The sequence below is a fragment of the Streptomyces sp. NPDC001532 genome, assembly GCF_040298625.1.
In the GTDB taxonomy this organism is placed as follows: Bacteria; Actinomycetota; Actinomycetes; order Streptomycetales; family Streptomycetaceae; genus Streptomyces.
The window spans coordinates 1-14339 of the sequence record NZ_JBEPAL010000029.1; the positions used below are offsets into that span (position 1 = coordinate 1).

General features: G+C 71.2%; 13 protein-coding genes. 9 read left to right on the forward strand and 4 right to left on the reverse strand.

Annotation, left to right across the window (positions count from 1 at the left end; genetic code table 11):
• Positions 1-618 (forward strand): aminotransferase class III-fold pyridoxal phosphate-dependent enzyme (locus ABT232_RS24700; protein WP_351843455.1); only part of this gene is annotated, 618 nt, incomplete at its 5' end.
• Between the two features lie 220 nt (positions 619-838).
• Here the strand turns inward: ABT232_RS24700 and ABT232_RS24705 are convergent.
• Positions 839-2320: an MFS transporter gene (locus tag ABT232_RS24705; protein WP_351843456.1), complete on the reverse strand. Its 1482-nt coding sequence runs from the start codon at positions 2318-2320 to the stop codon at positions 839-841.
• A gap of 254 nt (positions 2321-2574) precedes the next feature.
• On the opposite strand from ABT232_RS24705, the gene ABT232_RS24710 reads away from it, so the two are divergent.
• From ABT232_RS24710 to ABT232_RS24720, 3 genes are all read left to right on the forward strand, one after another.
• Positions 2575-3198 carry a TetR/AcrR family transcriptional regulator gene (locus ABT232_RS24710; RefSeq protein WP_351843458.1) on the forward strand — a complete coding sequence of 208 codons (624 nt, stop codon included), beginning with the start codon at positions 2575-2577 and terminating at the stop codon, positions 3196-3198.
• Positions 3199-3470: 272 nt separating this feature from the next.
• Positions 3471-5768, forward strand: a complete 2298-nt coding sequence (locus ABT232_RS24715; protein WP_351843459.1) for a family 78 glycoside hydrolase catalytic domain — start codon at positions 3471-3473, stop codon at positions 5766-5768.
• Positions 5769-5887: 119 nt separating this feature from the next.
• On the forward strand, positions 5888-7141 hold the full coding sequence (locus tag ABT232_RS24720) for a family 1 glycosylhydrolase (RefSeq protein ID WP_351843461.1): 1254 nt from the start codon (positions 5888-5890) through the stop codon (positions 7139-7141).
• A gap of 87 nt (positions 7142-7228) precedes the next feature.
• On the opposite strand, the gene ABT232_RS24725 is transcribed toward ABT232_RS24720, so the two are convergent.
• Both ABT232_RS24725 and ABT232_RS24730 read right to left on the reverse strand, forming a co-directional pair.
• Entirely contained in the window at positions 7229-7996 is a 768-nt protein-coding gene (locus ABT232_RS24725; protein ID WP_450871748.1) for a GNAT family N-acetyltransferase, read from the reverse strand.
• Positions 7997-8132: 136 nt separating this feature from the next.
• On the reverse strand, positions 8133-8810 hold the full coding sequence (locus ABT232_RS24730) for a macro domain-containing protein (RefSeq protein WP_351843465.1): 678 nt from the start codon (positions 8808-8810) through the stop codon (positions 8133-8135).
• Positions 8811-8944: 134 nt separating this feature from the next.
• Between ABT232_RS24730 and ABT232_RS24735 the strand changes: the two genes are divergently transcribed.
• Both ABT232_RS24735 and ABT232_RS24740 read left to right on the forward strand, forming a co-directional pair.
• Positions 8945-10564 (forward strand): ADP-ribosyltransferase domain-containing protein, encoded by a 1620-nt coding sequence (locus ABT232_RS24735; RefSeq protein ID WP_351843467.1) that lies wholly within the window; start codon positions 8945-8947, stop codon positions 10562-10564.
• Positions 10565-10748: 184 nt separating this feature from the next.
• The gene (locus ABT232_RS24740; protein WP_351843469.1) at positions 10749-11399 is read left to right on the forward strand and encodes a DUF4360 domain-containing protein; all 651 of its coding nucleotides are present in this window, start codon (positions 10749-10751) and stop codon (positions 11397-11399) included.
• Between the two features lie 99 nt (positions 11400-11498).
• Here the strand turns inward: ABT232_RS24740 and ABT232_RS24745 are convergent, their stop codons facing one another.
• Positions 11499-11639 carry a hypothetical protein gene (locus ABT232_RS24745; protein ID WP_351843471.1) on the reverse strand — a complete coding sequence of 47 codons (141 nt, stop codon included), beginning with the start codon at positions 11637-11639 and terminating at the stop codon, positions 11499-11501.
• Between the two features lie 230 nt (positions 11640-11869).
• Here ABT232_RS24745 and ABT232_RS24750 point away from each other — a divergent pair, with 230 nt between their 5' ends.
• Genes ABT232_RS24750 through ABT232_RS24760 form a run of 3 tightly spaced genes read left to right on the forward strand, consistent with a single transcriptional unit; the run spans position 11870 to position 14309 of the window.
• Complete coding sequence (locus ABT232_RS24750) at positions 11870-12679, forward strand: alpha/beta fold hydrolase (protein WP_351843473.1); 810 nt, start codon at positions 11870-11872, stop codon at positions 12677-12679.
• Positions 12679-13953, forward strand: coding sequence for a PP2C family protein-serine/threonine phosphatase (locus ABT232_RS24755; protein WP_351843656.1), 1275 nt, complete (start codon positions 12679-12681; stop codon positions 13951-13953). Before ABT232_RS24750 ends, ABT232_RS24755 begins: the two co-directional genes overlap by 1 nt.
• Entirely contained in the window at positions 13950-14309 is a 360-nt protein-coding gene (locus ABT232_RS24760; RefSeq protein WP_351843475.1) for an STAS domain-containing protein, read from the forward strand. Before ABT232_RS24755 ends, ABT232_RS24760 begins: the two co-directional genes overlap by 4 nt.
• The last annotated feature ends 30 nt before the right edge of the window (positions 14310-14339 follow it).

A 14339-nucleotide genomic window follows, 5' to 3' on the forward strand; every position in this document is an offset into this window, starting at 1 on the left:
GTCGCCCGCCCGCAGTGGCTGCGCGCGCTGGCCGAGCTGTGCGAGCGGCAGGACATGCTGCTGATCGTCGACGACATCCAGATGGGCTGCGGCCGTACCGGCGCGTTCTTCTCCTTCGAGGAGGCCGGCATCACGCCGGACATCGTCACCGTCTCCAAGTCGATCAGCGGTTACGGCCTGCCGATGTCGCTGTGCCTGTTCAAGCCGGAGCTGGACGTGTGGGAGCCGGGCGAGCACAACGGCACCTTCCGCGGCAACAACCCGGCGTTCGTCACCGCCACCGCCGCCCTGGAGATGTACTGGTCCGACGACGAGCTGACGCGGCAGACGCTGCGGCGCGGCGAGCAGGTCGAGCAGGCGCTGCTGTCGCTGTGCGACGAGCATTCCGGCTCCGGCGCCCGGTACCGCGGCCGGGGTCTGGTGTGGGGCCTGGAGTTCGCCGATCCCTCGCTCGCCGCCGCCGTGTGCGCCCGTGCCTTCGAGCTGGGGCTGCTGCTGGAGACGTCCGGCCCGGAGGGCGAGGTCGTCAAGCTGCTGCCCCCGCTGACCGTCACCGCGGACGAGCTCGACGAGGGACTGCGCACGCTGAGCCGGGTCGTGCAGGACGTGACGCGCTGAGAGCCACCGAGCCGAGAGCGAGCTGGGAGTCACCGAGCCGAGAACCACCGAGCCGAGAGCGAGCCGGGAGCCACCGAGCTGAGAGCCACCGAGCCGAGAGCGAGCTGGGAGTCACCGAGCCGAGAGTCACCGAGCCCGGAATCGCCGCGCCGAGAGGCGGCGTGTCGCCGCATGCGTCCGGGGCCGCCCGTCCGTCGGGCGGCCCCGGTGCGCGGGGGGGTCAGGCGGGTGAGGCCTCGGGCTCCGGGTCCTGCTCGGCCGGGTCCTGAAGCGGCGGGATGAACAGGGAGAGCAGCAGGGCCAGCAGGGTGACGACGGCACCGAGCCAGAAGATCCAGGAGTATCCGGTGTCGAGGTAGAAGGCGGTGCCGTCGACGATCGTGCTGTCCGCGGAGAGGACGGCGTAGGCGCCGGCTGTGAAGATCGCGCCGAAGAGGCTGATGAGCATGTTGAGCATGCCGCTGCCCAGCCCCTGCTCGTCCCGCGAGACCACGCCGACCACGAGCGTCGGCGCTCCGGCGACGACGACACCGGCGCCCACGTTGGCGACGCACGAGGTGAGAATGAGCTCGAGTTCGTTGCTGTGGAAGAAGCCGACGAGGGTGTAGCCGACGGCCATCACCGCCAGGCCGGCGCACCAGATCCGGCGGGCGTCGAAGCGCCGCAGGTGCCGGCTGACGAGGAGGCCGGTGCCGAACATGACGAGGTTCCAGCTGACGCTGACGACGGCGTTGTGGTGGGCCGTCCAGCCCAGGCCGGCCGAGACGCCGGGGATGGCGGGGTAGAGGGCGAGCAGGATGGCGAGACCGGGCAGGGTGAAGGCGACGGTCTGGGCGAGGCCGCCCGCCGTCAGCGCGAGGGCCACCGGGCGGCGGCGCAGGACCCGCAGGTTCAGGATCGGGTGGGCGCTGGAGCGCTCCACGAACACGAAGGCGATCAGTGCGACGGCACCCGCGACGAGCCAGCCGAGGGTCCGGGCGTCGGACCAGCCCCAGCTCTGCCCCTGGCCGACTGCGTAGACCACGGCCGTCAGACCGCCGCCGAGGACGAGGCCGCCCAGCCAGTCGAAGCCGGAGTCGAATGCGTGCCGCGGGGTCTCCGGGACCAGCAGCGCGACCAGGGCGAAGGCGACGGCGGTGGCGATGGCTAGGAACCACAGGGCACCGCGGTAGCCCCAGTTGTCCACGAGCCAGCCGGCCAGGAACGGGGTGACGAGCGCCACCAGGCCGACGCTGCTGCCCATGATGCCGCTGGCCTGCTTGACCAGCCGGGCCGGGAAGACGTCCCGCACCGCGGCGAACGAGAGCGCGCCGAAGGGCCCGTAGAAGCCGGCGATCGCCCGGCCCGCCAGGACGAGCCAGAAGTTGCCGGCCAGTGCGGCCAGCGCCTCGCCGAGCGCGCCGAGGGCCATCATGGTGAGCATGACGCGCTTCTTGCCGTACAAGTCACCCAGCTTGATGGCGAAGGGCGTGAGCAGGGTGGAGACCAGGGTCAGCGTCAGCCCGAACCACACCACCTGGGTGGTGTGGAAGGCCTGGGCGACGCCCGCCGTGGCGGTGGCGCCGAGGATGCCGCCCGCGGCCAGCAACTGGGTCGGCCAGGCGAGTGCGATCAACAGCAGGACCAGGCGGGGCGTCCACCGTCCGTCCGCGTGGGCGCGGGTGACGAGGTCGACTGAGGGGCTTGATGACGTCGGCGTCATGCCAGCCCTCCTTTCACGGAGGTGCCGAGAGAAGTGCGAACGCGGGGGGTGGCGGTGGCACGCGGAGGAGAAGGGGCCCGACACGTCGTTCGGGTGGACGTGGCGGCCGTGGGAATCCGTCATCGCGTGACGTCGATGATGACCCCAACACCTAGTAGTCGCTAGGTGTTGGCCGAGTGACCCACGTCACATATCGTTCGCACGGGAGGTCGCCGGTCGGAATCGCTCCGCGACCCACCGGTAATGTTGCCGCCATGGCGACACCCAGGGGGCCGCGCGGCCACTACACGGCCGGCCGGGCGCGACGCACGCAGATCCTCGAAGTGGCCCTGCTGCGCTTCGGCCAGGACGGCTACCGCAAGACCTCCCTCGCCCGCATCGCGCGCGACGCCGAGATCACCGACGCCGGACTCCTGCACTACTTCCGCGACAAGCAGCAGCTGCTCATCGCCGTCGTGGAGTACTGGCACGAGCGCATGGACGTGCGGTGGGAGCGGGTCTCGGACTCGGTGCGGGACGCCTTCCGCTGCCATCTGGAGGACACGGCCGAGACGCTCACCATGCCCGGCATGATCGAGCTGGCGGTCGTCCTCACCGCCGAGGCCACCGCGCCCGACCATCCCGCCCACGGCCACTTCTCCACCTGGCAGGAGAAGGGCGTCAGGGAGCTCGCGGACCGGCTGCGGGCCGGTGGTCGCAACGGTGAACTGCGGCCCGACCTGGATCACGAGGCCATCGCCCGCGAGTGCGCGGCCATGGACGCCGGTCTCCGGCAGCAGTGGCTGGCCGGCGGACGGAACTTCGATCTCATAGCCGTGATGCGCGGCCACCTCGACCGCCTGATGCGGGCCATCTCCGCCGACGGCAAGGGGCTGTAGCGGCTCCTCGGGGTCTCCCCGTTCCTCGGAGGCCCCTCGGGGTCTCCTCGTTCCTCGGGCGCAAGGTGCTGCTCTCGGGTTCACGCCAGCCGCTGACTTGTCATGCGCACGTCAATGCGCCCGTGCGGACCGGTGGGGAGATGGGGGGGTGCGCCAGGGTGTCGCCGACGTATCACCCGTGTGTCGCAGATCACGCACACGAACACCTAGTATTCACTAGGTGTTGGCCGCATGATCGAGCCTGCTCACCTCCGGCGCTGAGAAAGGCCGCCATGCACCACCACTGGACCGCACGCGTCATCACGCCCCGTCCCTCTGCCGCCGCGCCCACCGACGAGGCCCGCCCGGCCGCACTGCTGCGCGGTGAGTTCACCGCGCGGGCAGCCGTGCGGTCGGCCCGTCTGCTGGTCACGGCACTCGGCGTCTACGAGCTGGAACTCAACGGCACCCCGGTGGGCGACCACGTCCTGGCCCCCGGCTGGACCAGCTACCGCCACCGGCACCGCTACCAGTCCTTCGACGTCACCGGCCTGGTGCGCGAAGGCCGCAACGCCTGGGGCGCCCACCTCGCCGACGGCTGGTACCGGGGCCAGCTCGGATTCAACGGAGGCACCCGGGACATCTACGGCGAGCACACCGGACTCCTCGCCGAACTGCGCATTGAGTACGCCGACGGCTCCGCCGACACCGTCACCACCGACGACGGCTGGCGCTGGAGCCCCGGGCCGGTCCTGGCCGCCGGCCTGTACGAGGGCGAGACGCACGACGCCCGTCAGGAGCAGGCGGGCTTCAGCGAGGCCGGCTTCGACGACTCGGCGTGGCTGCCGGTCGACATCCTCGACTTCGACACCGCCGTCCTCTTCCCGGCCGACAGCCCGCCGGTTCGCCGTACCGACCGCATCGCCCCGGTCGCGGTGACCACCTCACCCACCGGCCGCACGATCCTCGACTTCGGGCAGAACCTCGTCGGGCGGCTGCGCATCCGCGTCCGCGGCGAGGCGGGCCGCACCATCACCCTCCGCCACGCCGAGGTCCTCCAGGACGGCGACCTCTGCACGCGTCCGCTGCGCCACGCCACCGCCACCGACCGCTACGTCCTGCGCGGCGACCCGGCGGGGGAGGAGTGGGAACCCCGCTTCACCTTCCACGGCTTCCGCTACGCCGAGGTCGACGGCTGGCCCGGTGAGCTCGACACCGCCGACGTCCTCGCCGTCGTCCTCCACAGCGACCTGCGCCGCACCGGCCGGTTCTCCTGCTCGGACGACTCCCTCAACCGTCTGCACGAGAACATCGTGTGGGGCATGCGCGGGAACTTCGTCGACGTACCCACCGACTGCCCGCAGCGCGACGAGCGCCTCGGCTGGACCGGCGACGTCCAGGTCTTCGCCCCGACCGCCGCCTTCCTCTACGACGTCCGCGACTTCCTGCGCTCCTGGCTGCGCGACCTCGCCGCCGACCAGTCGGCCGACGAACGGCGCGTGCCGCCGGTGTTCAGCCCCGACATCCCGGTGATCACCCCCGTGCCCATCCCGCCCGGCAACCCGCCGATGGCCGGCTGGTGCGACGCGGCCGTCATCGTCCCCTGGGTGCTGTACGAGCGCTACGGCGACACCGAGGTCCTGCGCGACCAGTACCCCTCCATGCGGGCCTGGGTCGACGCCGTCGAGAGGATCGCCGGGCCCGCCCGGATCTGGGGCGAGGGATTCCAGTTCGGTGACTGGCTGGACCCGACCGCTCCGGCCGACGACCCCGGCCGCGCGATGACGTCGTCCGAGCTGGTCGCCACCGCGTACTTCGCGCACTCCACGCGGCTGCTGGCCCGGACCGCCGAGGTGCTGGGCGACCAGGACGGCGCCGCCCACCACCACGCCCTTGCCGACGCGGTCCGCGACGCCTTCCGCGCCCGCTTCCACACCGGCGGCGGACACCTGACGGAAGAGACCCAGACCGCCTACGCCCTCGCCCTTCGCTTCCGGCTGCTGGAGGACGACGCCGAACGCGCCGCGGCCGGCCGCCGACTGGCGGACCTGGTGGCCGAGGGCGGGCACCGCATCGGCACCGGCTTCCTCGGTACTCCGCTGGTGTGCGACGCGCTGACCGACACCGGTCACGCGGACACCGCCTACCGGCTGCTGACCCAGCGGTCCTGCCCCTCGTGGCTCTACCAGGTCGACATGGGCGCCACCACCGTCTGGGAACGCTGGGACAGCATGCTCCCGGACGGCAGCGTCAACCCCGGCGAGATGACCTCCTTCAACCACTACGCGCTCGGCGCGGTCGCCGACTGGATGCACCGCACCGTCGCCGGCCTGGCACCCGCCGAGCCCGGCTACCGGCGGCTGCTGATCCGCCCCCGGCCGGGAGGCGGGCTCAAGTGGGCCCGGGCCGAGCACGACACCCCCTTCGGCCGCACCGAGACGGGATGGCGTCGTGAGGGCGGCACGCTCCATGTCGACGTCCGCGTGCCGCCCCAGGTCACCGCGCTGGTCGATCTGCCGGGTGTCACACCCACCGAGGTCGGCCCCGGCCGACACGCCTTCCGGATCCCGTTTCCCGCCCGCGAGCTGTGACCGGCGAGCTGTGATCAGCGAACTGTGAGCACCGGGCTGTGACCAGCCGACCGTGAGCAGCGAACCGTGATGAGCGATCGGTGACCGCGCCGACAGCGCCGACCGTACAAGGAGCACCCATGACACACATCGACCTGCCCGACACCTTCCTGTGGGGCGTCGCCACCGCCGGGCACCAGAACGAGGGCCACAACAGCGCCAGCGACACCTGGTTCCTCGAGCACACCACGCCCTCGCTGTTCCGCGAACCGAGCGGAGCGGCCTGCAAGGGCTACGACCAGTGGGAGACGGACCTCGACCTGGTCGCCGGACTCGGACTCAACGCCTTCCGGTTCTCCGTCGAATGGGCCCGCGTCGAGCCCGAGCGCGGTGTCGTCTCCGCCGAGGCCCTCGACCACTACGAGCGCAAGGTCGACGGCTGCCTGGAGCGCGGTCTCGCGCCCTTGGTGACGTTCAGTCACTTCACCGCGCCGCACTGGTTCGCGGCAGCCGGTTCCTGGACCGCCGCCGACGCCCCGGCCCGCTTCGCCGAGCAGTGCGACCGCGTCATGGCCCGCTTCGGCGACCGCATCGCCTACGGCGTCACCCTGAACGAACCCAACCTCGAACAGCTGCTCCAGGCGGGCGCGAAGCTCCCGGCCGAGGCGGAGGCGCTGAAGGCGCGGATGCTGGCCTCCGCCGCGCGGGCCGCCGGAAGCGACACCTACGCCAGCGCGAACGTCATCCCCGCCCACCTCCAGGACGACTTCCAGGAGGCGTTCACCCGCGCTCACCGCGCCGCCCGCGAGGCGATCAAGGCCCGCCGCGCCGATCTGCCGGTCGGTGTCTCCATCGCCATCGCCGACGAAGTGGCGGTGCCGGGCGGTGAGGCACGCCGGGACGCCAAGCGGGCCGCCGTCTACGACCACTGGCTGCGCGAGGCGCGCGACGACGACTTCATCGGCGTGCAGAACTACGAGCGCATCGTCCACGGCCCCGACGGCGAGGTGACCGTCGACGGTGAGCTGAACGGCATGGGCACCGCCATAGCGCCCGGCTCCCTCGCCGGCGCGGTCCGCTACGCCCACGAGGTGTCGCGGGTGCCGGTCCTGGTGACCGAGCACGGCATCCAGACCCCGGACGACGCCCAGCGCGCCGCCTTCATCCCCGCCGCCGTCCAGGAACTCGCGGCCGAGATCGGCTCCGGCACCCCCGTCCTCGGCTACTGCCACTGGACCCTCATGGACAACTTCGAGTGGATCTTCGGATACGGCGCTCAGCTCGGGCTCCATGAGGTCGACCGCGAGACCTTCGAGCGCCGCCCGAAGCCGAGCGCGAAGGCGTACGCGGACGTGGTGCGGTCCTACCGGGGGGCTCTCGCCGAGCACCGGTGACGATCGCGCTCCCTCCGACACGGTCCCTTCGACACGGTCCGGTCCGCTCCGGCCCGCGCGTGCCTGGCCCGCGCGGGCCGTGGCCGGCTACGCCAGGCCGTAGAAGTGGATGGGTGAGTTCGGCACGAAGCCGATCCGTGGGTAGACGGGGGCTCCCGCGGCGGTCGCGTGCAGCGTGGCCCGGGTCAGTCCGGTGGCGCGGGCGCCCTCGTACAGCGCCTTGCGGGTCACCGCCTCGCCGTAACCCCGGCGCTCCCATCCGGGATGGGTGGCGACGAGCACCACGAAGAGCCGGCCGTCGGCCTCCACAGTCGCGGCGCAGGTCACCGGAGTGTCGCCCCGCATCCCCAGATAGGCGTGGACCCCCTCCTTCCAGAGCGTCGATCCGGCGAGCCCGTCCCGACCGTGTTCCAGAGGGAAGCCGTACGCACGGGAGTTGAGGTCCGCGTAGGCGCGCAGCTGTTCGTCGGTGCGCACGCGGACGAACGTGAGGTCGGGATGGGCCGGCTCGGGGAGGGGGAGCAGGTCGCCGGCCATGCCGGTGCCGCCGAAGGCGTGGGCGAGACCCGCCCGTTCGGCCGCGGCCCGGAGAGCGGGGCGCGCCTCGGGAGCGACCAGGTCCTCGAAGAGCCAGAGGAAGCCGGGGTACTTCTTCGCGCGCATGACGTCGGCGGCTTCGGCGAGCCGCCGCTCCACCAGCGCCGCGTCCGCCCCCACGTCGGTCAAGGTGACGCAGTTCCAGAAGGCGAACCGGCAGTCGGCCCAGCGGACGGCGATGCCCGGAAGGTCCCGGACGTCGGCGTCCGCGTCCCGGTCGAGCGCCATCCGGCGCCAGACCGTGGCGAGTTGCTCCATGGATTCGACCGAGTCCGCGTAACGCGTCACCGTGACTCCTCTGTTCGTCGGGTGTTCTCGCGATGCCGTCGCGGTGACAACGAGCGAGGGGAGCGGCATGTGCCGTGACGGACCGTCGAAAGCCGGACAGGTGCCGTCAGCGACGGGTGGCCGCGCGCTTGGGGGGCGCGATGCGGACCCGCTGCTCCTCGGGCGCGTTCTCTATGTCGTCGAGCTGCGCGACGATCGTGCGGCGCAGGTCGTCGTAGTCCTCGAAGTCGTGGTCCTGGAACAGGGTGTAGCCCGTCCACATCAGGTTGGCGCACACGCGTGCCGGGACCCGGCCGGTCCGGGCGCCCATGCCGACCAGCGCCACCGACCCGATGCTGCCGGGCGCCTGCCGGTTCTGCTGGTGGATCGCCTGGAACGCGGCGGCGCAGGCCAGCGCCACGTTCAGCGTCTCGCTCACGTTCTGCGAGGACTGTTCCATCGTGGGCGTCGAGATCAGGAACCTCGGGACGGTCGCCCCGGAGGGCACACACACCGCGCTTCCCACCGGCAGCCGGCCCTGGAAGCGGTCACGGATCGCCCGCTGGACGCGCAGCTGGATCCCCGCGCCCAGATGGCGCTTGACGGCCGCGTCCACCCCGCCGTTCATCAGGCCCCGCGAGTTGGTCGGGCTGACCCAGGCGTCCACGTCCTCGTCGAGGATCGAACCCTTGCGGATCTCGATCTCGGGAGTGTCGGCGAAGGCCGCGCGCCAGGCCTCCACCACCTTCGTGTTGACGTCGGTCAACACGACCTTCAGCGGTGCCTGCTCGCGGTTCACGGTCATGGAGAACTCCCCTGTGAGAAACGGTCTTTCCACCGGTCACGACGCTACAACGCCCCACTGACAACGCGGTCGGCCGCGCGGTCCGGCCGCCACGGCGCCGCTGATTGTCGTACCCCGTTGCTAGCCTCCCGGCCATGATCGATGCCAACGCCCCCGCCCAGCCCGACCCGAACGACCCGCTGGCCCTCGCCGAACTGTTCAACGGCGGTGGTGAGCCGTGGCTTCCGCTGCTGAAGCCGGTCATCGAGGCCCAGCCGAACGCGGCCTCGTTCATCGGGCCGAGCCGCGGTCCGGACGTCGTCCCCGTCCGCGAACTCACCTTCCAGGCCCTCAAGCCCAACCCGCCGCACAAGTGGAAGGTGGTCGTCTTCGGGCAGAACCCCTACCCGCGGCCGGAGAGCGCCACCGGCATCGCCATGTTCGACAACACCTTCCACGACTGGAAGGACAGCCAGTTCGGCAGGGTGGTCAGCATCCGCTGCATCATCAAGGCGGCGGCAATGTGGAAGTACGGCATCCCCAAGAAGACGCCCATCGCCGATATACGCGCGCTGCTGAAGAAGCAGGACACCGTCCAGCCGCCGGAGTGGTTCCAGGCGATGCTCACCCAGGGCGTCCTGCTGCTGAACGCGGCTCTCACCGCCAGCAGCGACGGGCCGAGAGGGGCCGACCCGCACACCGCGTTCTGGCGTCCGGTCGCCGAGCGGATCGTCGAGGAGATCCTCAAGGCCAAGCAGAACGCCGACGAGGAGGACCGCGGTGTCGTCTTCGCCTGGTGGGGTGCGCACGCGCGCAGTCTGAAGCAGGTCGTCCTGCGGCTCCAGCAGAAGTATCCCGAGGTCGAGGTCCGCCACATCGACCACCCCAATCCCGCGGCGCAGGGTGACATCTTCTGCGACGGGGACCACTTCGCCATGGTGAACGACGCCCTCGCGTCGGTGGGCGCGGAGGCGATCGACTGGCTGCCGAGCAAGGGGTGGGACCAGCAGGCTGCGGGGGCGGAGGGCGCGGACGGCGGCGTCGCCGAGCGGATGGGCGCGTTCATCACGTCCACGATGGAACTGCACCAGCTGTATCTGGAGCGGCTCTCCAGCGTCAAGGACGAGGGCCTGGCCCTGCCCGCGATCACCGGAGTCTTCGACACCCCGCTCATGGACTTCCGGGACGCCGTGGGTCCGGTCGCCGCGCTGCTGTCCGGTCTGGACCGGCATGTGCGGCGCTCGCACGAGTTCGGCAAGCGCCGGGTGGACGGCACACCCGGCGGCACCCTGTCCGCCGACGCCATCGCCGCCCTCTACCTCTACACCTGCGAGTCCGCGTTCTACCGGGAGATCAACTCCATCCTGCGCTCCCCGGACCGGTCCAAGGTCGTCCCCTACCTGCCGTATCTGCGGCTGCTGTTCTCGGCGGTCTCCGGGCTGCCGGTCCGCAAGGAACCGCTGTGGCGCGGTGTCTCGCTGGACCTGCGGGCGCAGTATCCGCTCGGGCGGACCGTGACCTGGTGGGGCGTGTCCTCGTGCACCTCCGAGCTGGGCGTGGCGCGGTCCTTCCTCGGCAGCCGCGGCAAGCGGACGCTCTTCGAGGTGCGGCCCGCCCGGGCCGTCGGCATCCGCGACTTCTCCGCGTTCACCGGCGAGGAGGAGTACATCCTGCTGCCGGGCACGCAGCTCGAGGTGGTGGACGTGAAGACCGAGCGCGGCGGTCTGTGCACCGTGCGGCTGACCGAGTCGGAGGAGCGGCCTCTGGTGTCCTGACGGGTGTGAACGGGCCGGGGTGAATGGCCGGAGTACCACCTGGGCGCGCCTCAGGCGGCTTCCTACGATGCGATCGCCCCGGCTCTTCACAGCAGGTTCATTGATTCTTCACGGAATCGCTGAACCTGCGTGGCGGAGGGCCGGCGCATCCACCCCCCACCGATCCGAACGAAGGGGAGAGACCATGACAGGTGGGCTGCTCCTGAGCGGCGCTGTCGCCGCTCTCGTCACCGCCACGCTGCCCGCGCACACCCCGTCCACCGGGTTCGTCGACCCGCCCCCGGACAAGATCGTCATCAAGGTCGCCACGGTCAACGGCTCGGGCTGTCCCGCGGGTACCGCCGCCGTCGCCGTCTCCGAGGACAACACCGCCTTCACGGTGACCTACAGCGACTACCTCGCCCAGGCCGGAGGCGGTTCCGACCCCACGGCGTTCCGCAAGAACTGCCAGCTCAACCTGATCGTCCACGTCCCGCAGGGCTTCACCTACGCCATCGCCAGCGCCGACTACCGGGGCTTCGCCTCGCTCCAGCCGGGCGCCAGCGCGGTCCAGCGGGCCTCGTACTACTTCCAGGGCTCGCCGCAGACGGCCTCCAAGACCCACCCCTTCACCGGTGCCTACAACGACAACTGGCAGGCCACCGACGTCACCGACTGGGCGCAGCTGGTCTGGGCGCCGTGCGGTGTGCAGCGCAACTTCAACATCAACACGGAGATCCGCGTCAACGCGGGCACGACCTCGCCGGGTGCGGTCAGTTTCATGACGATGGACTCGACCGACGGCGACATCAGCACGATCTACCACATGGCGTGGAAGGAGTGCCCCGAGAAGTGAGAGAAGGGCCGCCCGTCGGACGGGCGGCCCTCCCCACGAACGCGCCCGCGCCCGTGAACGCGGAGGTGAGGGTGCCGAGTTGCGGGGGTGCGGGGAGTGTCAGCCCTGCTCCACCCCCAGGGTGAGCGTGCCCGCGTAGCCGGCCGGGGTCGTGCTGCCCAGCCGCCCGCGGCCGGCGGTGGCGGCGGTGGTGGCCAGGACGGTACGGCGTCCGATGCGGACGTCTGAGGTGTCTGTCATGAGCATGGCGTTCTGTGGACGCTTCCTGTCGGTACTGTCAGTCAGGTAGAGCCACACGGCGTCAAGCAGGAAGCCGGACAGCCCACGGCTCATCCCGCGGCGGGCCGCCGCTCACCGGACCCGGCGCTCGTCACCCAGGACACGCACCCCGTCACCCACAGGCGCCGCACGACCGCCCCCCGCCCTCGCAGCCCGAGAGCGCTCCGCCCCGGCTCTGCGAGGATGGGCGTATGGACGTGCGCAGCAGGAACCATGTGACGGTGACCGGGCGACCCGGCGGGCCGGTGGTCATGCTGGCGCACGGCTTCGGATGTGATCAGAACATGTGGCGGCTGGTGGCGCCGGTGCTGGAGCGCGACTTCACCGTCGTCCTCTTCGATCATGTCGGCGCGGGAAACTCGGACCTGTCGGCATGGAACGCGGAGCGGTACTCGACGATGGACGGGTACGCCGACGACGTGCTGGAACTGTGCGACGAGCTCGCGCTCGGCCCGGTGACGTTCGTCGGGCATTCGGTGAGCGCCATGATGGGCGTGCTGGCCGTGGCGCGGAAGCCGGAGGCGTTCGCCGGACTGGTCCTGCTCGCTCCCTCCCCGTCCTTCATCGACGACCCGGAGACCGGTTACCGAGGCGGATTCAGCGCAGCGGACATCGATGAACTGCTGGAATCGCTGGACGCGAACTACCTCGGCTGGTCCGGCGCCATGGCACCGGTGATCATGGGCAATCCGGACCGGCCCGAACTGGCCGAGGAGCTGACAAACAGCTTCTGCCGCACCGACCCGGACATCGCGAGAATCTTCGCCCGGGTGACGTTCCTCTCCGACAACCGGGCCGACCTGGCCAAGGTGAGCGTGCCCACGCTGGTGGCGCAGTGCTCCCGCGACGCGATCGCACCGCAGGAGGTGGGCGCGTACGTCCAGGCGCAGATCCCGGGAAGTCGGCTGGTCACGCTGAACGCCACCGGCCACTGCCCGCAGCTCGCCGCCCCCGAGGAGACCGCCGCGGCGATCGCCGCGTTCGCCGGAGCCGTCGGATGATGTGCCGGGCCGACGACGGAGGCGGCGGCCCGGACCCCGAGAAGAACCAGGGGCCACCGGACGAGCAGGCGCAGTTCTCCGCCCTGCTGGAGGACAGCGTCGAGGACCTCTACGAGAACGCCCCCTGCGGCTATCTGTCCACCCAGCTGGACGGCCGCATCGCGAAGATCAACACCACTCTGCTGGACTGGCTCGGCTACCGGCGCGACGAGCTGGTGGGCCGCAAGCACTTCTCCGACCTGCTGACCGTCGGCGGCAGGCTCTACCACGAGACGCACTTCGCCCCGCTGCTCAGGATGCAGGGCGAGGTGCGCGGCATCGCTCTGGAGTTCAAGGCCGCGGACGGCTCACGCCTGCCGGTCCTGGTCACCTCCACGGTGAAGACGGGCAGTGGAGGACAGCCGATCCTGATCCGCACCACCGTCTTCGACGCCCGCGACCGCCGCGCCTACGAGACGGAGCTGCTGCGCGCCCGCAAGGAGGCCGACCTGGAGCGCGACCGCCTCCAGCGCCTGGCCACCACCCTCCAGACGACACTGCTGCCGCCGACGCTGGCGAACGTACCCGGCCTCGACGTGTCCGCGTACTACCACATCGCCTCCGTCGACGAGGTCGGCGGCGACTTCTACGACCTCTTCCCGCTGGCCGCCGGCACCTGGGGACTGTTCCTGGGCGATGTGTGCGGCAAGGGCGCCGCCGCCGCGGCCATCACCTCCCTGGCCCGCTACACCCTGCGCGCCGCCGCCGTCTACGACCCCGACCCGGTCGCCGTCCTGGCCAACCTCAACACGGTCCTGAACCACGAGTACAACGGCAACGACCCTCGCTTCTGCACCGTCATCTTCGGCCTGCTCACCCCCGACGACGAGCGGGGCGGGTTCCGCATCACCCTGGCCAGCGGAGGCCATCCGCCCGCCCTGCTGATGCGCGCCGACGGCACCGCCGACTACCTGCCCACCCCGGAAGGCCAGCTCATCGGCGTCCTCCCCGACGCCCACATCGCCACCAACAGCATCCACCTGGGCCCGGGAGACACCCTGCTGCTGCACACCGACGGCCTCACCGAGGCCCACATCAACGCCACCGCCAGCGGTGGCGAGCGCTACGGCGACGACGCCCTTCTCGACTTCGGCCGCTCGCTGGCCCCGACCACCGCCTCGGACACCATCGGCGCGATCCGCGAGCTGCTCGACACCTTCGGCACGGGCGTGGACGACGACACCGCCGTCCTCGCCATCCACGTGCCCCGACTCGACGACGAAGAGCAGAAGTGACCAGCAACCTGACCGTCCACGTCCGCGCCGGCACCGCCGGAGCGGTCATTGAGATCGCCGGGGAACTGGACCACCGCACCGTGCACGAGATCCGCGCGGCCCTGCTCCGGGTCGATCTGGAACCGGGCCAGCAACTCGTCCTCGACCTCGAACAGCTCACCTTCTGCGACTCCAGCGGCATCACCGTCCTGATCGCCGCCCGCAACCACGCCCTGGCGGCCGGGGCGACCATCGTGCTGGCCGCGGTGCCGCACCGGGTCAGCCGCGTCTTCCGCATCGTCGGCCTCGACCAGGTCTTCCCGACCCAGCCCACCGCCCGGGCCGCCGAAGCCGCCTGGCGGCCCACCCTCAGCTGACCCACGACCCCCGCCGCCCGCGACACGCAG